The organism is Streptomyces sp. WAC07094 (assembly GCF_036320405.1).
GTDB classification, from domain to species: Bacteria; Actinomycetota; Actinomycetes; order Streptomycetales; family Streptomycetaceae; genus Streptomyces; species Streptomyces lannensis.
Genome location: NZ_JAVMJZ010000001.1, coordinates 513601 through 531453 on the forward strand (window position 1 = coordinate 513601; position 17853 = coordinate 531453).

18 protein-coding genes are annotated in these 17853 nt (G+C 68.8%); 11 read left to right on the top strand and 7 right to left on the bottom strand.

Annotated elements, in window-relative coordinates:
* Window positions 1–207 precede the first annotated feature (207 nt).
* Window positions 208–837 carry an ABATE domain-containing protein gene (locus tag RCR19_RS02305; RefSeq protein WP_331263498.1) on the bottom strand — a complete coding sequence of 210 codons (630 nt, stop codon included), beginning with the start codon at window positions 835–837 and terminating at the stop codon, window positions 208–210.
* A 111-nt stretch (window positions 838–948) separates the two neighbouring features.
* Window positions 949–1554, bottom strand: a complete 606-nt coding sequence (locus tag RCR19_RS02310; protein WP_331263499.1) for a TetR/AcrR family transcriptional regulator — start codon at window positions 1552–1554, stop codon at window positions 949–951.
* A gap of 53 nt (window positions 1555–1607) precedes the next feature.
* Between RCR19_RS02310 and RCR19_RS02315 the strand changes: the two genes are divergently transcribed.
* The 5 genes from RCR19_RS02315 to RCR19_RS02335 all read left to right on the top strand — a co-directional run bounded on the left by RCR19_RS02315 (window position 1608) and on the right by RCR19_RS02335 (window position 8439).
* Window positions 1608–2036 (top strand): VOC family protein, encoded by a 429-nt coding sequence (locus RCR19_RS02315; RefSeq protein ID WP_331263500.1) that lies wholly within the window; start codon window positions 1608–1610, stop codon window positions 2034–2036.
* 167 nt (window positions 2037–2203) lie between these two features.
* On the top strand, window positions 2204–3043 hold the full coding sequence (locus tag RCR19_RS02320; RefSeq protein WP_331263501.1) for an alpha/beta hydrolase: 840 nt from the start codon (window positions 2204–2206) through the stop codon (window positions 3041–3043).
* Between the two features lie 563 nt (window positions 3044–3606).
* Window positions 3607–4926: a glycoside hydrolase family 3 N-terminal domain-containing protein gene (locus RCR19_RS02325; protein ID WP_331263502.1), complete on the top strand. Its 1320-nt coding sequence runs from the start codon at window positions 3607–3609 to the stop codon at window positions 4924–4926.
* Between the two features lie 340 nt (window positions 4927–5266).
* A complete protein-coding gene (locus RCR19_RS02330) occupies window positions 5267–5764 on the top strand; it encodes a MarR family transcriptional regulator (protein ID WP_331263503.1) in 498 nt (165 codons plus the stop codon).
* On the top strand, window positions 5761–8439 hold the full coding sequence (locus RCR19_RS02335; RefSeq protein ID WP_331263504.1) for a SpoIIE family protein phosphatase: 2679 nt from the start codon (window positions 5761–5763) through the stop codon (window positions 8437–8439). Before RCR19_RS02330 ends, RCR19_RS02335 begins: the two co-directional genes overlap by 4 nt.
* Window positions 8440–8497: 58 nt before the next feature.
* On the opposite strand, the gene RCR19_RS02340 is transcribed toward RCR19_RS02335, so the two are convergent.
* A complete protein-coding gene (locus tag RCR19_RS02340; RefSeq protein ID WP_331263505.1) occupies window positions 8498–9067 on the bottom strand; it encodes a PadR family transcriptional regulator in 570 nt (189 codons plus the stop codon).
* Window positions 9068–9167: 100 nt separating this feature from the next.
* Between RCR19_RS02340 and RCR19_RS02345 the strand changes: the two genes are divergently transcribed.
* Window positions 9168–9593: a nuclear transport factor 2 family protein gene (locus RCR19_RS02345; RefSeq protein WP_331263506.1), complete on the top strand. Its 426-nt coding sequence runs from the start codon at window positions 9168–9170 to the stop codon at window positions 9591–9593.
* A 34-nt stretch (window positions 9594–9627) separates the two neighbouring features.
* Window positions 9628–10419, top strand: coding sequence for a hypothetical protein (locus tag RCR19_RS02350; RefSeq protein WP_331263507.1), 792 nt, complete (start codon window positions 9628–9630; stop codon window positions 10417–10419).
* Window positions 10420–10425: 6 nt separating this feature from the next.
* Here the strand turns inward: RCR19_RS02350 and RCR19_RS02355 are convergent, their stop codons facing one another.
* On the bottom strand, window positions 10426–10920 hold the full coding sequence (locus RCR19_RS02355) for a hypothetical protein (RefSeq protein ID WP_331263508.1): 495 nt from the start codon (window positions 10918–10920) through the stop codon (window positions 10426–10428).
* Between the two features lie 453 nt (window positions 10921–11373).
* On the opposite strand from RCR19_RS02355, the gene RCR19_RS02360 reads away from it, so the two are divergent.
* Together RCR19_RS02360 and RCR19_RS02365 are read left to right on the top strand one after the other, a co-directional pair.
* Complete coding sequence (locus RCR19_RS02360; RefSeq protein ID WP_331263509.1) at window positions 11374–11910, top strand: hemerythrin domain-containing protein; 537 nt, start codon at window positions 11374–11376, stop codon at window positions 11908–11910.
* 223 nt (window positions 11911–12133) lie between these two features.
* Complete coding sequence (locus tag RCR19_RS02365) at window positions 12134–12991, top strand: GNAT family N-acetyltransferase (protein ID WP_331263510.1); 858 nt, start codon at window positions 12134–12136, stop codon at window positions 12989–12991.
* A 56-nt stretch (window positions 12992–13047) separates the two neighbouring features.
* Here the strand turns inward: RCR19_RS02365 and RCR19_RS02370 are convergent, their stop codons facing one another.
* Window positions 13048–13758 carry a DUF6086 family protein gene (locus RCR19_RS02370; protein WP_331263511.1) on the bottom strand — a complete coding sequence of 237 codons (711 nt, stop codon included), beginning with the start codon at window positions 13756–13758 and terminating at the stop codon, window positions 13048–13050.
* A 418-nt stretch (window positions 13759–14176) separates the two neighbouring features.
* Here RCR19_RS02370 and RCR19_RS02375 point away from each other — a divergent pair, with 418 nt between their 5' ends.
* Window positions 14177–14527 (top strand): DUF805 domain-containing protein, encoded by a 351-nt coding sequence (locus RCR19_RS02375; RefSeq protein ID WP_331263512.1) that lies wholly within the window; start codon window positions 14177–14179, stop codon window positions 14525–14527.
* Between the two features lie 84 nt (window positions 14528–14611).
* On the opposite strand, the gene RCR19_RS02380 is transcribed toward RCR19_RS02375, so the two are convergent.
* Both RCR19_RS02380 and RCR19_RS02385 read right to left on the bottom strand, forming a co-directional pair.
* Window positions 14612–15604: a nitronate monooxygenase gene (locus tag RCR19_RS02380; RefSeq protein ID WP_331263513.1), complete on the bottom strand. Its 993-nt coding sequence runs from the start codon at window positions 15602–15604 to the stop codon at window positions 14612–14614.
* A gap of 188 nt (window positions 15605–15792) precedes the next feature.
* The gene (locus tag RCR19_RS02385) at window positions 15793–16722 is read right to left on the bottom strand and encodes a LysR substrate-binding domain-containing protein (protein WP_331263514.1); all 930 of its coding nucleotides are present in this window, start codon (window positions 16720–16722) and stop codon (window positions 15793–15795) included.
* A gap of 189 nt (window positions 16723–16911) precedes the next feature.
* Here RCR19_RS02385 and RCR19_RS02390 point away from each other — a divergent pair, with 189 nt between their 5' ends.
* Window positions 16912–17814, top strand: coding sequence for an SDR family oxidoreductase (locus RCR19_RS02390; RefSeq protein ID WP_331263515.1), 903 nt, complete (start codon window positions 16912–16914; stop codon window positions 17812–17814).
* Window positions 17815–17853: the final 39 nt, after the last annotated feature.

Genomic DNA, 17853 nt, shown 5'->3' on the forward strand with positions numbered 1-17853 from the left:
TGCTCGACATGTCCCCTACGACATGACCAGGGAGATTGTTGAGCGCGCCGGGCACACCGGCCGGTAGGCGCAAGCGGACGCGGAACGCTTTGCCACCAACGGCGCACGACCTCGCCGGCGACCGTTTCGGTGAAGGGCTCGTGGACGAACAGGCCATCCGAGGTGAGCCCGTACTCGCGCCGTCGCCATGGAGGCGGCTCTGCGGCCTCAGGCGTGTGGTGGTGTGTGGTGGCGACGGTAGTGCCGGGCGACGCGCATGCGGTTGCCGCAGGTGGGTGAGCACCATTCCCTGCGTGCGTGGTTCTTGACGAAGAAGAGCAGGCAGTTGGGTGCCAGGCAGGGGCGCAGCCGGTCGCGGTCGGGGCCGGCGAAGAGCTGGACGGCCTGGTGGGCGAGGAGCTGGACGGCGTGGTCGGCGGCGGTGCCGGGTCCTCGGTAGGTCCGTGTGGGGTGCCCGTCGGTGGGCCAGACCAGCTCGGGCCAGGTCTGCGCAAGGCGGTTGAGGGTGCCGATCGCTTCCGGGCGGGCCAGGCCGGGTGCGGTGGCGGGAGGGCGTGGGTCCTCGGTCGTCTCCGCCGCGAGCCGTCGTAGTGCGTCGCGCAGTGCGCGCAGGGGGCCGGCGACCGCGCGCACCGCGTCCTCGTCCAGCTGCTCGGCGGTGATCGCGCTGTCGGTGGCCAGCCGGTCGGCGACGGCACGCAACCAGGCGGCGGCGCCGGACTCGCTGTCGAGGGCGTCGTGGGTACGGCCGTGGTCGGCGGTGACGGTGTTCATCAGCTCGACCGGCAGTGGTTCGCCCAGCAGCGGCGCGCTCGTGATCACACCCTCATTGCTCATACCCCCAGGGTAACTCCAGGGCTAATGGATGCGATCCGCCCCATTCATTTGGCGACACTGCGGCTCGGTACCAGGGCGGACTTCCTCGCGCAGAAGCGCCGGCCGCCCCGCTCACCCACCCTGCTCGACGATCGCCCGAGCCGTCCGTGCGGCCCTGTCCTCCGTTTCGGCCAGTGCGCTCTCCGTCACCCCGAAGAGGCCCTGACGGAGGAAGACGGCGAGGCCGTGGGCGGCTCCGGCGACCCGGAGCAGCAGATCGTAGGCGCTGTCGGGATCCGGCGTGAGGCGGCCGACCATCGGCATCACAGTCTCCGCCACCTCACGCCCGGCAGCCTCGAGTTCAGGGTGGCGGGACTTGTCGAGCCCCGCGTGGAAGGTGATGTCGAACAGGGCCGGCTCGTCCGCCGCGAAGCGCACATAGGCGGCGGCGAAGGCCGCCAACTGTTCCACGGGGTCGTCACTGGTGCCCACGGCTGCGGCAAAGCGCCCGCACTGCTCGCGGTAGCCCTGTGCGGCCAGCGCGGCCAGCAGCGTGTCGCGGTCGGCGAAGTGCTTGTACGGAGCCGCCACGCTCACTCCGGCCCGGCGGCTCGCCTCGGCGAGGGTGAAGCCGTGCGGCCCGCGCTCGGCCACGAGCTCCAGCGTCGCTCGCAGCAGGGCATTGCGCAGGTCGCCGTGGTGGTGACCGGTGGGACGCCGCTTGACAGGTGAGCTCACGGGCCTAAGGTTAACATCACTCACCAGGTAATAAGCATTAACCAGGAGGACCCGTGGCCACCGTTCCCACCTACCGTTTCCACCACATCAGCCTCTCCGTGGCCGATCTGCCCGCACAGGAGGGCTGGTACCGAGCCGCCTTCGGTCTCGTTCGGGTGGAGGAGCGGCTCGAACTTCCCGACGCGGGTGTGCGTACCGCCGTGCTGAGCGACTCCGCCGGCCTGCGCGTGGAATTCGTCGAGCGATCCGGATCCACACCGATCAGCCACAGCGACCCCTTCGCCGCCACCGCCACGCAGACCTTCACCCACCTCGCCCTCCAGGTGCCCGACCTCGACGCCGCCTTCGCCCGGCTGGTCGACGAGTGCGGCGCGGTGCGGGTGTCGCCGCCCTCCCCCGGTGTGACCGACGGCATGCGCTACGCCTACGTCCACGACCCCGAGGGCAATCTCATCGAGCTCATCGAGGTCTCGGCCGCCTGACAACTCGGCCACCTTCAGGGCACGTTGGACGCCACCGTCATCGATGCGGCGGGCCCGCTGCGGAAGTCGACTTCCGGCGCACTCAACCCACTCTTCCCGGTGCGGTCTTCAGGCGCGTCGCCCAATGAGGTTGTTCCACGGCGGCCCCACTGGCAAGGTCATGCCCTATGCCTTCCTTCTCCGCCCACGACGGAACCGAGCTCGCCTACCAGGCGTTCGGGGACGGTCCTCCCCTGGTCTGCCTGCCCGGAGGACCCATGCAGGACTCGGCGTACCTCGCCGAGCTCGGCGGTCTCTCCGCGCACCGGCAGCTGATCATGCTGGATCTTCGAGGCACAGGACGGTCGGCGGCACCGAAGGACATCGCCTCCTACCGCTGCGATCGGCTCGTGGACGACGTGGAAGCTCTCCGTGAGCACCTCGGCCTCGACCGGATGGATCTGCTCGCGCACTCCGCCGGTACGAACCTGGCGCTGCTCTACACGGAGCGACACCCGGCACATGTCGGCAGGCTCGCGCTGATCACGCCGAGCGTCGCCGCGGTCGGCGTCACGATCACCGGGGACGTGCGACGCGAGACGGCACGGCTCCGCCGGGGCGAGCCGTGGTTTCCGGCGGCGTACGCGGCTCTGGAATCGATCACCTCCGGCCGGGCGACCGCCGACTCGTGGCAGGACATCGCACCGTTCTGGTACGGCCGCTGGGACGAAGCGGCCCAGGCACATCACGTTGCGGGAAACACGCAGCGGAACAGCGAAGCCGCGGGCGTCTTCGGCGCGGAGGGCGCTTTCGCTCCGGACGCCACCCGCACGGCGCTGGCGCTGTTCGGGCAGCCGGTGCTCCTGCTCGCCGGGGAGGTCGATCTCAATTCCCCTCCCCCGGCGGTGGCCGAGACGGCCCGGCTCTTCCCCCGTGCCGAGCTGGTCGTCCAGCCCGGCGCGGCTCACTTTCCGTGGCTCGACGACGCCGACCGTTTCACCGCCGCCGTCGCGGCCTTTCTGGGGTGAACGAGCCCGGCCGTGGAGTCCGACCGAGCGACCAGGCCGCATCCGGCTCGCATCGATGCCGTCGCCGCGACCGCTTCCCCGCTGCGCGACCCGTCTGCGCCAACGGACGAAGCTCTCCCGGACGGGGGTGCCCTCCGGTCCGTCGGCAACGGGCGGATGTCCGCACGAAACGTCCGCGGGGTGTTCCCCCGGCGGAATGATCAACGGGCCCGGCACTGCCGCGGGGTGGGGCGGCGGCCGCTTCCGCCACCTCACACCATCGGTCGAACGAGCACCTGGCAGCTCCGACAAGGTTTGCCGGGCTGCGTCGCGGGCACCTCCGACGCCTGGAGCAGGCCGACTCGGACACACGCGCGGACCGTGCCGACGCGGAAATCCCGCGCCCGCAGCGCACGCCCCGCCCCGTTCAGGTCGCAATATCACCCAGACATGCAAAGAGTCGGACAAGTACGCATAACGTACGGTGTGTTTCACGCGGTGGGCCCAGTCCGCCGTGCCGGAAGCGGCTCTGAAGCCCGCGGCCCCAAGCGGTCCGGGAAGCACCTAGGGCAGGAGAAAGATCGATGACAGCACGTGTCCGGTGGCCGCGGGGCCGCCGTTCAGCAACCCTGCGCACCGCGGTCCCCTTGGTCACTTTGGTGCTGGCCTCGACCGCCTGTGGTGAACCAGCCCTGCACGTGGGCTCCGAGGACTCCCGTCCGTCAGCCACCGGCCAAAGCGCGACCACGCCCCGGACTGCGACCCCCCGGACGCTCAGCCCCGGGCCCGATCTCAGCTCCGCGACCGGTGAGGCCCCGTCCGTCACCAGCGCCGCCCCGGCGGCAACCACCACCACCTGCACCGACCGCTACTTCAACGGCATGACCACGGCCCAGCGGGTCGGGCAGCTCTTCATGGGCGGCGTCTCCGCGGCCCGCCCCGACCAGGCACAGCTGCGCACTCTGCGGGCATACCACGTGGGTTCCATCATGCTGACCGGGCGCAGCACCGCCGGAGTGGCGGCCACCAGGAAGGTGGTCGACGCCATCCGGAGCCAGGCGGACCAGGTCGCCGGCCGACGGGTCGGGATGCTGGTCTCCACGGACCAGGAGGGCGGCCGGGTGCAGGTGCTCAGCGGCCCCGGCTTCTCGACCATGCCCAGTGGACTGACTCAGGGCAGCTGGTCGACCACGACACTGCGCGCCCGGGCCGCGGACTGGGCCAAACAGCTCAAGGCCGCCGGGCTCAACGTCAATCTGGCCCCGGTCGCCGACGTGGTTCCGGCGAGCCTCGGCACCCGCAACCGCCCGATCGGCTTCTTCAACCGGGAGTTCGGTCACACCGCCGACGTCGTCTCCTCGCACAGCAACGCCTTCGCCGCCGGTTTCGCCCAGTCGGGCGTGCTGACGACCATCAAGCACTTTCCGGGGCTGGGCCAGGTGATCGGCAACACCGACACCACCGCGAACGTCGTGGACTCCGTGACCACCGCCAACAGCTCGAGCATCACGCCTTTCCGAAACGGAATCCGGGCCGGTTCGCCGTTCGTGATGGTCTCGCTGGCCACCTACAAGAAGATCGACTCCAAGCACCTGGCGGCCTTCTCACCGACGGTCATCAATCAAATGCTCCGCACCCAGCTCGGCTTCAAGGGCGTGGTCATCTCCGACGACCTCGGCAACGCCGTCGCGGTGCGGTCCTTCACCCCTGCCCAGCGCGCGGTGAACTTCGTCTCGGCGGGCGGAGACATGATCCTCACGGTGAATCCGAGCACCGTCCCGGCCATGGCACAGGCCGTCCAGGCCCGGATGCAGCAGGACGCCTCCTTCCGCGCCAAGGTCAACGCGAGCGTCCACCGCGTGCTCGACGCCAAGTACAAGGCCGGCCTGCTGACCTGCAGCTGAACCGCCGGCGAGGCCCTTCGGCGTCCCGGACGCCCCCCAGAGGGTCAGGGCACGCACAAGAGGCCCGCCCCTGTCGGCGATGCGACCGCGTCGCACCATCCGCCCGTTCCGCCGTGGCCTGCAGGCCACGGCGGAACGGGCGGCCCCGTATCCCGGCCCCGTCCAGCAACGGATGATCGCTCTGTCAAGTCAGCGATCTAGAAATAATGCACCTTTTAACGCCTTTTTACTCATAAAAGTCATAGAATCCCTATGTAATTGTTGAAAACGAAACGCGAAGGCAGCCGGCAAAGGATGCTGCCCACCCGCCCCACCGTTCCTGCGTACGGGAACCCCGCTCATGCACGAGACAGGCAGCCGACAGAGCCCCGAAGGACTCGCCGAGGCACTGGGAGATGCGGCACTGCTGGTGCTGCGCCACCTGATGACCGGTGGCGACCTCAGTCTGACCAGCGTCTCGACGCTGGACAGACTCTGTCGGCACGGGCCCGCCCGGCTCACCGAACTGGCGGCGGCGGAGGGAGTCGCTCAGCCCTCGATGACCCAGCTGGTCCACCGCCTGGCACGGATGGGTCTGGTGCAGAGGGTCCGGCACCCCGGCGACCGCCGTGTGGTCCTCGTCGCCGTCACCAAGTCCGGCCGGGAACTGCTGTCCCAACGGCAGCGGGTCCATGACGCCCGTCTGACGGCGCTGCTGACCACCCTGTCCGTCGAGGACCGACGTGCTCTGACCGCGGCGATGCAGGCAGCAGGCCCCGTGCTCCGGCAACTGCTCCTCAACGCCACCGCACCACCGCGCCGGGTCGGCACGGCGACCGCCTCAGCGACCAGCTCATGAACGAACCGACGTCGGACGCCGAGCGCGAGGGCGAAGAACGGATCAGCGCCCTCCGGCCAGGAGTGCGCAACTCACGGGCGGACGGTGCGGAGCCCCGGGCCACCCCTCACCCGGTGACCGGTCGACGGCTCGGCGGCTCCGGCGAAGAGGAGGCGCCCCGGATGGCGAGGCTCTGGCACGACCGACGTCCGCAACGGGGTCTTGTCAGCCTCACGGCCGCCGCCGGCGCGCTGCTCGCCGTACTGATCGGCGCCATCTTCGCCGCATTCATCTGGTCCGGGAACAGCGTGCGGGAAACCGGGCTGGCCGAACGGCAATCCCACGCCGCACTCAGCCAGAGCCGCTTGGTCGACTCCCTCGTCCTCGACATCGAGACGGGCCAGCGGGGATTCATCATCACCCGAGACCCTCATTTCCTCGAGCCCTGGAAAGCCGCCCAGGCCCGATTCCCCGCGCAGGCCGCAAAACTCGTCCGGCTCAGCGAGTCCCCTGCCGAACGAAACCTGGCGGTCCAGATCAGCCGGGCGGGCCGGTCCTTCATCGACACCTACTCGACGCCCCTGGTAGACGAGGCACGGCACGGCAACCCCCAGTCGAGGAGCCTGACGGCGATAGTGATGGGCCAGCAAAAGGTCGATGCGCTCAGGCACATGTTCGACCGCTACACCGCGACCGAGCAGTCCGATGTCGCGTCGCGTGAAGCCGCCGCCGACGCGAGCGCACGAAGGGCGACAGCCGTGGCCTCGGCGGGCTTCGGCGCTTCCGTCCTGCTCATCGGCACATACTCGGCGTACGTCATCCGGGTGATCGTCTGGCCGGTACGCACCGCCGCCGCGGTGGCCGCACAACTGGCCGTCGGCGACCTGAGCGCCCGTATGCCGATGACCGGAAGGCGGGAGATCGGGCAGCTGGAGACGGCCTTCAACACCATGGCCGAGTCGTTGGCGAGCAGTCTCGCCCAGGCCCGGCGGGCCCACGGTCGCCTCAAACTGCTGTACGACTCCAGTGTGGCCGTCGGTACCACCCTGGACGTCACACGAACCGCTCGGGAACTGGTGGACGTGGCGATACCCCGATTCGCCGACTTCGCCACGGTCGACCTCGCGATGTCCGCACTGCGTGGCGACGAACCGACCGTCACCGGCGACACACCCATGCAGCGCGTGGCCGTCGGCGGCATCCGCCACGACTCACCCCTGGAGCCGGAAGGCACCGTGGTGGCATGCGACCGGCCGCCCACCGAGGGGTCCGCTTCCGCGCCGCAGCCGTTGCTCGTACGCGATCTGAGCACGTGCTCCGCGTGGCGGGGTGACAGCCCTCAACAAGCCGAGCGCCTCCTCGCGTACGGCATGACATCGCTGATCACGATTCCCCTGACCACCCAGCACATTCTGCTGGGAACGGTCACCTTCTGGCGCTCCCGGTCCGCACCGTTCGAGAGGCAGGACCTCATCGACGCCGAGGGGCTGGCGGTCAAGGCCGCGGTCGCCGTCGACAACGCCCGCCGCTACACACACGAGCGGGACAGCGCGCTCACCCTCCAGCACGCTCTGCTGCCGCAGCGGCCGGCCGAGCAGCCCGCCGTCGACGTCGCCTACCGCTATCTCCCGGCGGACACCCGGGCGGGTGTGGGCGGGGACTGGTTCGACGTCATCCCCCTGTCCGGTGTACGGGTGGCCCTGGTCGTGGGGGACATCGTGGGGCACGGCATCCACGCCTCGGCCGCCATGGGACGTCTGCGCACCGCGGTTCGCACCCTCGCCGACGTCGACCTTCCACCCGACGAGCTCCTCACCCATCTCGACGATCTCGTACTCCATCTGGAGGACGCGCCGGCGAACGGCGAACGGGGCGCCACCTGCATCTACGCCGTCTACGACCCGGTCTCCCGGCACTGCACACTCGCCAGCGCCGGCCACCCCTTGCCCTTTGTCATCGCCCCCGACGGCACGGTGGAGGAGATCGCCGGGGAGATCGGCCCTCCGGTCGGGGTGGGCGGCCTGCCCTTCGAGAACATCGAGCTGGACCTGGCCGAGGGCAGCACCCTGGCCCTGTACAGCGACGGCCTTGTGCACTCCTGGGAGCGTGACTTCGGCGAGGGCCTCGCGATGCTGCGCAGTGCGCTGGCCTCTTCGCCGGGCTCGCTGGAAGCCGCATGCTCCACCATCCTGGACACACTGCTTCCCGGCCCTCCGCAGGACGACGTCGTCCTACTGCTGGCCCGTACCTGTGTGCTCACCTCGGACCGGGTCGTCACCTGGGACATCCCCGTGGACCCGGAGGAGGTGTCCCGGGCGCGCACACTGGCCGTCGAGCAGCTCGAGGCCTGGGGGCTGGACGAGTTGTCCTTCGTCACGGAACTGGTGGTCAGTGAGCTGGTGACCAACGCGATCCGTTACGGCGCCCCGCCGATCCAGCTGCGCCTCATCCGCGACGCCGCGCTCATCTGCGAGGTCTCCGACAGCAGCAACACCGCACCCCACCTGAGACGGGCACGCACCTTCGACGAGGGCGGCCGAGGGCTGCTGCTCGTCGCCCAGCTGACCCAGCGCTGGGGCACCCGGCACGCCAAGAGCGGCAAGACCATCTGGTGCGAGCAGTCGCTCGCCACGCCGGACCACGCACCCCGCACGAGCGAGGAACCGGACGACGGAACGCCCCGCCCACGAGCCTGAGCGTGGACCCCGCCCTCCACCGCACCGGGCGGAGCCGTCGTGGAAGGCGTTCATCCGGTCAGGTGCGCGTGTGGGCCCGCCGCCTCTCCGTCAGCACCGCGATCGCCCGTTGGCACCAGTCACGGTTGCCCTGTTCGAAGGCCAGGCCGCGCATACACGTCAGGTAGGGCCCGACGCGGTCACCATGACGCAGGAACTCCTCTTCCGTACGCTCACCCCGCATACCGCGCAGCAGTTGGCCGAACAGGTCGATCTTGGCTGCGGCGATGGAGGCGCGTTCGTCGAGTTGTGCGATCAGCGCTCCGAGATCGACGTCGTCGGCGGCCTGCACCTTGACGAGGAGGTCGTCGCGGATGAAGGGGGGTTTCGCGGAGGCGGCCGTGAAGTCCTCCAGCTCCGCAAGCCCCGCCTCGGTCACGCGAAACAGGCGCTTGTTGGGCCGGGCGTCCTGCACGACCTCACGACCCGCGATCAGCCCGTCCCTCTCCAGCCGCGCCAACTCGGCGTAGAGCTGCTGCGGCTGGGCGTACCAGAAGTTGGCCACACCGAGGTCGAACGACTTGGCCAGCTGGTAGCCGCTGAGCTCCACGTCGAGCAGTGCTGCCAGCACCGCGTGCCGTAGCGCCATCGCTCGCCTCCTTCGTACCCCTGTCGCCTGACCCGCCGCCCATGGTAGTCATAAAACTGACTAGTCACATTCATGACTATCCGAGAGAGCGAGCCGGACCATGGCCACCACAGATCGTTTCCGCGACGCCGTCGACAACCGCGACCTCGCGGCCCTGGAGGACCTGTTCACCGAGGACATCCGCCTCTACAGCCCCGTGAAGTTCACACCCTTCGAGGGCAAGCAGATGGTCTTGGGCCTCTTCGGTGTCCTGTTCCGCACGTTCGAGGACTTCCGCTACATCGGCGACCTGTCCGGTACGGCACAGACCAGCTTGGACGGCACGTCCGCCCCGTCGACGATCCTCCTCTTCCGCGCCAAGGCGGGAGGCAAGGAGATCCACGGCATCGATCTGCTGCACTTCGACGACGACGGTCGAATCAAGGAGTTCACCGTCATGGTCCGGCCCCAGTCCGCCGTCCACGCCCTGGGCGAAGCCGTGCTGGCCGGCCTTGTCTCGGCCGGGCTCGCACCCGCCGGCCGCTAGACACGCCCGCCGACCCGCGGCGGCGGTGCCACGCTTGCGGACATCCACCGCCCGGGACCGGCCGAGGCACGCACCGCCGCCGCGCAGGCGGTACGTCGGACTCCCGCGCCGCCCGTGGGCGAATGCGGCGGGGCGACTGCGTACCGATTCGCGTTGCGGGGTCAACTTCACCGTTTCCGCATTCCCCCCGCTGGCTCTCGGCTACTTCGGACTCGGCACCGGTTATCTGATGTGGGGCCCGCAGGAGCTGCTCGGATGGCCCAAGCGCGGCGAACGCGCGGACCGGGCGCTGGGCGTGTGGGGAATCTGGTTGCCGGGCTTCTGCCAGTTCATCAGTGGCATCGTCCTGATCATCGGCCTGACCTGGTTCCAGGTCTTCAAGGCGCCACCGGAGTACATGGCCGCGCTGGCGTTCTCGGCCTACGGCATCCACTGGTTCGCCCTGGGCTGGAACCGCTGTCAGGGCAACGACCTCCGGCCCAACGCAGGCATGACGATCGCCTACATGCTCATCTCGGCAATGGGCGCGACCGTGTTCTTCGCTGTCGGCGACTGGCCGGTGGGAGTCCTGTTCGTCGGCCTCTTCGCCGTCTACTTCTGCCACTTCTTCACGACGATCGGTGTCGGCGTGGCCGAGCGTGTACTCGGACTGGTCCGCATCCTCACGGGCGCCTGGCTGATGTACCTGACGTACGCAGTCGTGGTGAACTTGTGCCTCGGCTATCACTGGCCGGTGCGACACGAGCCGGTGGCCGCCGGCGAACGCCCGCGGCAGCCGACTCGGCGGGTGCTCCGCGCCGTGAAGCGGATTCGGCTCAGGCAGTGAGCGCGATCACGACGCGGGCGTTCGAACGAGATAGACCGTGTAGTCGCGCTTTTCCCCGTCGACAAGGATGTACCCGCGAGCGTTGTCGTACGCGCCGGTGCCACCCGTGATGGCCGTCTTCCACGGCGCCGGAACCCCGTCACGTGTGACGGCGAGCGTGTTCTGCCAGGTGACCTGCCCATTATCGAGGTTGTAGACCCCTGAACACAGCTGGGTGGTCGGGTTCTCCGGGGTGGGCTTCAAGGGCCCTCCGACCTGCGTGCACATGGTTGCGGAGAAACCGTACTTGCTCCCGTTACGAGAGAGCTTTTCCGTGATCAGAACCTTATTTCCCACTCCGGTTGCCGGATCTCCGTCGTTGAGCCTCTTGGTTCCCGTCAGGTCTCCGTGCAGACGGATTACTTCGTAGTGCCCCTGAACTTCATTGGCCATGGGCTTGAGGCTCGAGGGTGAAGAGGCATGGCATCCGAGATCGGTCAGTGCGAGCACCGAAGCAGCCATCAAATACCACCGTGAGATGGGCACAACCGTTCCCTTTCTGAGGGTGATTACTTACCGCGATGCGAGCACGCATCACGGTATACGGCAGCATCAACACGTAAACGCAATCAGAGAGGCCGAAATCTTCGTGTCGTAATGGACCGCCGGCCCGACGTCCGGCGCCGTGTCCACAACGATCGGCGCGGCCGCATATGTGCCGCCGCGACCCCGGACCGAGAGCGGCGGTTGTACAGACTCTCGGATGAACCGTCACTCCCGGGCCGCGTGCCTGCGCCACCTGAGGGGGTACACCACGGTCCGCGGCGCTCCCCGGCGCCGAACGATCCGGGTTGCGTGACGCTGTGGTGCCGTCGGCCGCGGAGCTACGCCCAGCTACTTCCGACCCATCTTCGAGGTCGTGCGCTTGCCGTTCCGCCGCGTCGCGTGATCGGATGACGGCAGCATCGCGTGCCGGTGGCGGACGGCGTCAGGCATGGAGGTGCGGAACCGAAGGGACTGCCGTCCGTGGCTTCCCACGACCGCGACCGTGCGGCCGCATTCAGTCTCCGACTCGCAGAGGCACATCAGGAACTGCGTCGCCTGATCAACGAGATCAGAACGGGCCTTGGACAGCGCCGACTGACTGACGACGTACTCCTCACCCACTGTCTGGCCTTCTGTGCGGCATTGACGACACACCACCACGGCGAGGACGACGGGATGTTCTCGCAGTTGTTGCTCGATCGCCCGGATCTCACCGCGACGGTCGCGAACCTTGCCGAGGATCATGGAATGATCGCCACGATCCTGGCTCAGGTGAGCGAACTCGCCGACCGTGCGGCCGAATCCGGCGGCGATGTCCTGGAGCCGATCGGGCGTGAGCTCGACGGATTGGCGGCGATCATGGAGTCCCACTTCGGCTACGAAGAACGGACGATCAGCGAGGCGCTCGACGAGGGAGTAGCCGACACCGGATGGTCCGACGACGTGTTCCGGTTCGGCACTGCATGAAACGGCCGTCCGCGCGTGGGGACGGCACTGTCCGAAGCGGGTGACACTCCCATCAACAGGACGGCAGGGTCGGTCAGATGGAGGGTCGGACACCTCGGAGGGCGCCGGACACCATCCTCACTGTCTCAGGTGGATACCGGAAGTCCCCTGATTCATAGGGCCTGTTGTCTCGCCCTGGCGGAAAACCCCAGGCGCGCGCCGACAGTCCGAGGGATCATGAGGCATGCGCCCGGACGACTGGCACCTCACCGAAGACCTGGAATCCTTTCTCACCCGAGCCGGCGAATTCCTGCATTCGCGCCCGGCCCTGCACACCCTCCCCTTGACGGTGACCGAGACACTTCGCACACGCGGGTTGGATGTGTACGGCGCCGAGGCTCCGGCCTTCGGCTGCTTGGAGCGGGCCGGTGAGGTTCGCGCGGCCTTCTTCCGCACCCCGCCCCACCGGCTGAACCTCACCCCCCTCACCCCCGAGGAGGCCGACGCTCTTGCCGCTCACTGGGCCGGCCTCGACCGCCCCCTCCCCGGCGTCAGCGCGGACCACGACACCGCCACCGCCTTCGCCGAGGCCTGGCAGCGGCACACCGGCGCAACGCCGACGCTCCACGAGCGCCAGCGCCTGTACCGCCTCGGTACGCTCACACCACCGCAGCCACTCCCGGAGGGCCGGGGTCGAGTCGCGGGCGAGCAGGACCGCGAGCAACTCATGCTCTGGCACGATGAGTTCGCCGTCGCCATCGGAGGGCTCACCTCCACCGACGCAGGCTCCTGGGCCGACGCGCGCATCGCCTCCGGACGCATCACCTTCTGGGAGACGCCGGACGGCACCCCCGTTTCCATGGCGGGCGTGAGCCCGATGGTCGCCGGCCAGATCCGGGTGGCGCCCGTCTACACACCGGCCCATCTGCGCGGCCGCGGTTACGCAGGCGCTGCGACGACCGAGGTGAGCCGAGCCGCGTTGGCCGCGGGCGCGGCGCATGTCCTGCTGTTCGCGGACCTGGCCAACCCCACCAGCAACGGGCTCTACCAGCGGCTCGGGTACAGCGCGGTCACCGATTTCGCGATGTACGACTTCGAGTAGGCGCGGGTGGAGACCCGGTTCGGCGACGTGGATCCTCTGCGGGCCCGTCAGGTCGGCTAAGGCTCGCCGGGGCGACCAGGAGCTGTCGAATGCGACCAGTGCCCGGTGTGCCGGAATCGGAACCGAGGCGGGAGACAAGGCGCTGGGAAGCAAGGGATCACGGCGCTCAGTGGCTGTCGGGATCGGATGATCTCGGGAGCGTCGTCGGGTCCCCTTGAGTCAGAACGGCGGGTCTTCGGACCAGCCATCCGCCCAGGATTCCCGTTCGTCAGCTTCCGGAGCTTCCGGCGTGCTGAGGGGCGGTCACGGGTCCGTCCGCTCAGCGGGCCATCCAGCGGTCCATCTCCCTGGGCCCGTATGCCGAGCGCTTCGACCTTGTCGTGCGACGCGGTTCGAGGGTTGCCGGAAACCTGAATGTCGCGTTGCGGGTCACCGCACCTGTGGTCCGGCGCCGGTTCAGGCACCTCCATGTCGATGCCCGCTCGCCGCGCGAGCGTGACTGCCGTCGCCGTGAACCCCTCGGAGAGAGCGCGGATCACGGAGTGCCCCGTCCGGCAGTACCAGGCGACCAGGCCGCGCACGAACACCGCGTACACGGCCGGATCGACCTCGAATGTGTCCGGGTCACCCCAATACCTGCCCTGGCCGATTCCCGAGGGCAACTTGAGCTCTGCCTCGAACACCTCGACCTGCCTCATGAAGAGGCGGCCGGCACCGTTCGATGGGTTCCACAGCGTCTCGTCGCCGACGTCGAAGTACATGCTCATCGCCGATCCCCCCGCTCCGCCGCCCGCCACAGAGTAGAAGGTCGGGCAGCCGACAGGCATCCGGATAACAGGCCGCACGTGGAGAGCCGCCGACACTTCGGCCGGCCGGGCCGACCGCGCACGGCCGGGCAACCGAGCGGAGCCGGGCCCGGGTGTCGGGCAAGCACGGCTCAAGACTCCCATGACGCAGAGGATCGATGGTCGTACCCGAGGGACGATTCCGGCCACCCTCGTGGAGCACACCAAACGCCCCGCGTGGCCGGCAAGCAGGCCCGGAACCCGCAGGTCAACCACAATGATCACCGATCGACCACAGCATCGTAACGATTGACTTGCACGCGTCAATGAGCAGGTTTTCGGCAACCTTGATCGGGTTCGATGAGCGCACACCACCACCGTCATCCCTGGGGGGACACTCATGCACTGGATCGTCGACGTCTTCAAGAAATACGCCGTGTTCAGCGGTCGCGCGCGCAGGCAGGAATTCTGGGTGTTCTTCCTGTTCAACCTGATCGCGACCAACGTGGTGACGTTCGCGGGCCGCGCCATCGATTCGAGCGTCCCGCTCATCGTCTATACGCTCGTCATCGCGCTGCCGCTCCTCGGTCTCGCCGTGCGCCGCCTGCACGACACCGACCGCTCCGGTTGGTGGTTCCTGCTCACCTTCGTCCCGTTCGGTGTGATCGCCCTGATCGTCTTCTACGCCACCGCGGGCAAGCCGGAGGAAAACGAGTACGGCCCCAACCCGAAGTTCGCTGCGGCTCAGTGAGCCGACAACAGCGCCGGCGAAGGCCCGCCAAACCCGCTCGGTGGGCCCTCGCTATCGCTCGGCCCTCTCCCGCCGTCGACGTCGTCAACTCGAATGGCGATCGTGCGCAACTTCCGCGGCTCTCGCAGCGAGGATGTGCTCCGCCTCCCGCAGGATCCCGCGCAGCAGTTCACCCGCGGGGAGAACGTCACGGACGAGCGCGGCGGACTGGCCGGTGAACGGCAGGAATTCATCTCCGCGACCCCGGCTGATGGACTCCATCAGCCGGGGAACGACATCCTCTTTCACTTGCTCGGGATGATGACGGAGTGTGTCCACCAATTCCGTGCGCAGCGCGCGGGGAACGCCGTAACTTTCGGGGCGCGAGTACGGCGGGAGAATCCGTTCACTGTTGAGCACCTTCACGGCGTCCACCGCGTCCGCACCGACAATGCGTTGCTTCCAGTCGTCGGAAATGTTCATCTCGGTTGAAGCCAGAAAGCGGGTGCCCATCGCCACACCCTGGGCGCCCAGTACGAACGCGGCGGCGACCCCGCGTCCGTCGGCTATCCCACCGGCAGCGACGACCGGGGTGTCACCTGCCATGTCGACGACCTGCGGCACCAGTACCAGGGTGCTCACATCACCCCCGTGACCTCCGGCTTCGCCCCCTTGGGCAATGATGACGTCGGTTCCCGCATCGAGCGCCTGAGCCGCCTGGTGGGCATCGGTCACCTGCTGGATCCATCTGATCCCCGCCGCGTGCGCCCGCTCGATCAGATCCCCCGGAACCGCCAGATGGAAGGAGATGGCGGTGGGGCGTTCTTCGAGCGTGGCCTCGAAGGCTTCCTCGCTGAACGGCCGCATCGTGTGGTTGATCGCGAAGGGACGATCGGTCAGTTCACGCAGGCGCGACCACTGATGCCTCAGCTCATCGACGGTGCGTGCGGCTGTGCCCAGGCTGCCGAGTCCTCCCGCCCTGCATATGGAGGCCGCCAGTGCGACTTCGTCCCAGGGGCCGAACGGGGCACCGATCACGGGTGCCTCGATTCCGAGGAGTTCGCACAACGGAGTGTGAAACACGACTACCTCCGCCACGGCAAGCATCATGTCCATGCACCGGCCACGAGCCCGCTTCGATCCCTCCAGTATGCTCTTTCGCACCGCTCCCGCCACAACGCCGGCCGCCGCCACCCACGAGAGGTGCCGGAAATCGAATCGCGGCCGAATTCAATTTCCGCTCTCCCGAGTGCGGCGCAGTTGTCGAGGGAGGCCCTGCGCGTACGTCAGTGTGACGGGGGGCCCGCCGGTCCGGCCGGGTCCGGCCCGGCGATGTGGGCCTGGGCGTATTTGCGGAAGGCCGCCAGCAGACGGTTGCGGTCACCGGCGCGCGTCGCCAGCACGACGTGGCTCGGCTCGACGCCCTCCAGGGGGACCGTGGTGAGGTCGGGGCGGAGGCTGTTGATGTGGGTGGCGGCCGCGATGGCCACGGCCTCCCCGGCGGCAATGAGTTCGAACTTGTCCTCGACGGCCTCGATGAAGGGGCCGTCGGGCGCGGGCCTGCCGTCGGGACGGGGGTCGATGCGCCAGAAGGCGCTCCAGGCCGGGTCGGACTGCCGCACGCGTGGGAGGGGTTCGTCGGCGATGTCGTCGAGGGTGACGGACTCCTTGCCGGCCAGCCGGTGGTCGTGCGGGATCACCAGCACCCTGGGCTCGTCGTAGAGGACGGTCACGTGCAGCTGGTCGGTGGGGAGCGGCAGCCGGGTCACCGCGGCGTCCACCCGGTGATCGAGCAGTGCCGCACGCGCCTCGTTCCATGCCAGATGCAGAGTGTGCACGTCGGCGTCGGGGTGCCGACGACGCAGCTCGCGCACCGCAGGGGTGACGATGATCCCCCCGGTGTACCCGATGGTGATCCGGCTGGGCTCGGCGGCGGCCCGGGTGTCGGCCGCCGCATGGGCGGCCGACCGCAGCAGCGCTCTGGCCCGGGGCAGGAACACCTCCCCGGCCTCGGTGAGCCGGGTGCCCTGCGGGGTCCGATCCAGAAGGCGGGCGCCCAGCTGCTCCTCCAGACGGCGGATCTGCCGGCTCAGGGACGGCTGCGCGAGATGCAGGGCGGCGGCCGCGCGGCCGAAATGCAGGTGCTCGGCGACGACGGTGAAGTAGCGCACCAACCGCAGATCGAGGTCTGCCGTTGGCGGCGGCAAGTCGGGCATACCCGCATCGTATGCCGACCGGCCCGCCCGCTGACGCCCCGAGGCGGCTGTGACCTGTGGTGATGCATGTTTCGTATGGCTCGTTGCGAAACAGGTCTTGGACACGCGCAGCCGGCTGTTCCAGCGTGGAGGCACGAGCCCGTCGCCCTCTGGCGCCGGGTCGACTCGAATCACCAAGGGATCTTCACTATGCGCGTATTCGTCACCGGCGCGACCGGATTCATCGGAACTGCGGTTGTGCGCGAACTCCTCGATGCGGGGCATGAGGTCGTGGCACTTGCCCGCTCGGACACGGCCGCCGCGGCTTTGACGGACTCCGGCGCCGAGGTGCAACGCGGCTCCCTCGACGACCTCGACAGCCTGCACGACGGTGCCGCCGCGGCGGACGGTGTCATCCATCTCGCCTTCAGCCATGACTTCTCGGACTACGTCGCCGCCGGCAAGCAGGACCTGCGTGCCGTCGAGACCTTCGGGGCGGCGCTCGAGGGCAGCGGCAAGCCGCTCGTGGTCACCTCGGGAACATTGATGCTCACGATGATCGCGCCGGGTCGCCTCGGGACCGAGGAGGTCGTGCCCGACGCCGGGGCGACGGGACCGCGGGTGGCCTCGGAGAGCGCGGCCATCGCGCTTGCCGGGCGCGGGGTGCGGACGTCGGTCGTGCGGCTTTCACCGTCCGTGCACGGCAAGGGCGACAAGGGATTCGTACCGCGCCTGATCGACATCGCCCGCGAGAAGGGCGTGTCGGCCTACGTCGGCGACGGATCGAACCGCTGGCCCGCCGTCCACCGCCTCGACGCGGCGCGTCTGTTCCGGCTGGCGGCGGAGGCCGCGCCGGCCGGCTCGATCCTGCACGGAGCCGGCGAGGAGGGTGTGCCCTTCCGTGACATCGCCGAGGTCATCGGCCGCCGGTTGGACGTACCGGTCGCCGGCATCGCCGCCGAGGACGCGGCCGAGCACTTCGGCTTCCTTTCCGCCGCGGTGCCGCTCGACAACCCCACCTCGAGCGCGCTGACCCGGAAGCGACTGGGATGGGATCCCGTGCAGCCCGCACTCATCCCGGACCTCGAAGAGGGCCACTACTTCGACGACTAGGAGTCATCACGCAATGCCGTGATGCCCGTCCGTGCCTGT

Excerpts from the sequence above, each read along its gene's own strand:
- RCR19_RS02305 (WP_331263498.1), bottom strand. The coding sequence starts at position 837 with ATGAGCAATGAGGGTGTGATCACGAGCGCGCCGCTGCTGGGCGAACCA.
- RCR19_RS02320 (WP_331263501.1), top strand. The coding sequence starts at position 2,204 with ATGCCTTCCTTCTCCGCCCACGACGGAACCGAGCTCGCCTACCAGGCG.
- RCR19_RS02325 (WP_331263502.1), top strand. The coding sequence starts at position 3,607 with ATGACAGCACGTGTCCGGTGGCCGCGGGGCCGCCGTTCAGCAACCCTG.
- RCR19_RS02330 (WP_331263503.1), top strand. The coding sequence starts at position 5,267 with ATGCACGAGACAGGCAGCCGACAGAGCCCCGAAGGACTCGCCGAGGCA.
- RCR19_RS02335 (WP_331263504.1), top strand. The coding sequence starts at position 5,761 with ATGAACGAACCGACGTCGGACGCCGAGCGCGAGGGCGAAGAACGGATC.
- RCR19_RS02340 (WP_331263505.1), bottom strand. The coding sequence starts at position 9,067 with ATGGCGCTACGGCACGCGGTGCTGGCAGCACTGCTCGACGTGGAGCTC.
- RCR19_RS02345 (WP_331263506.1), top strand. The coding sequence starts at position 9,168 with ATGGCCACCACAGATCGTTTCCGCGACGCCGTCGACAACCGCGACCTC.
- RCR19_RS02355 (WP_331263508.1), bottom strand. The coding sequence starts at position 10,920 with ATGGCTGCTTCGGTGCTCGCACTGACCGATCTCGGATGCCATGCCTCT.
- RCR19_RS02365 (WP_331263510.1), top strand. The coding sequence starts at position 12,134 with ATGCGCCCGGACGACTGGCACCTCACCGAAGACCTGGAATCCTTTCTC.
- RCR19_RS02370 (WP_331263511.1), bottom strand. The coding sequence starts at position 13,758 with ATGAGCATGTACTTCGACGTCGGCGACGAGACGCTGTGGAACCCATCG.
- RCR19_RS02375 (WP_331263512.1), top strand. The coding sequence starts at position 14,177 with ATGCACTGGATCGTCGACGTCTTCAAGAAATACGCCGTGTTCAGCGGT.
- RCR19_RS02385 (WP_331263514.1), bottom strand. The coding sequence starts at position 16,722 with ATGCCCGACTTGCCGCCGCCAACGGCAGACCTCGATCTGCGGTTGGTG.
- RCR19_RS02390 (WP_331263515.1), top strand. The coding sequence starts at position 16,912 with ATGCGCGTATTCGTCACCGGCGCGACCGGATTCATCGGAACTGCGGTT.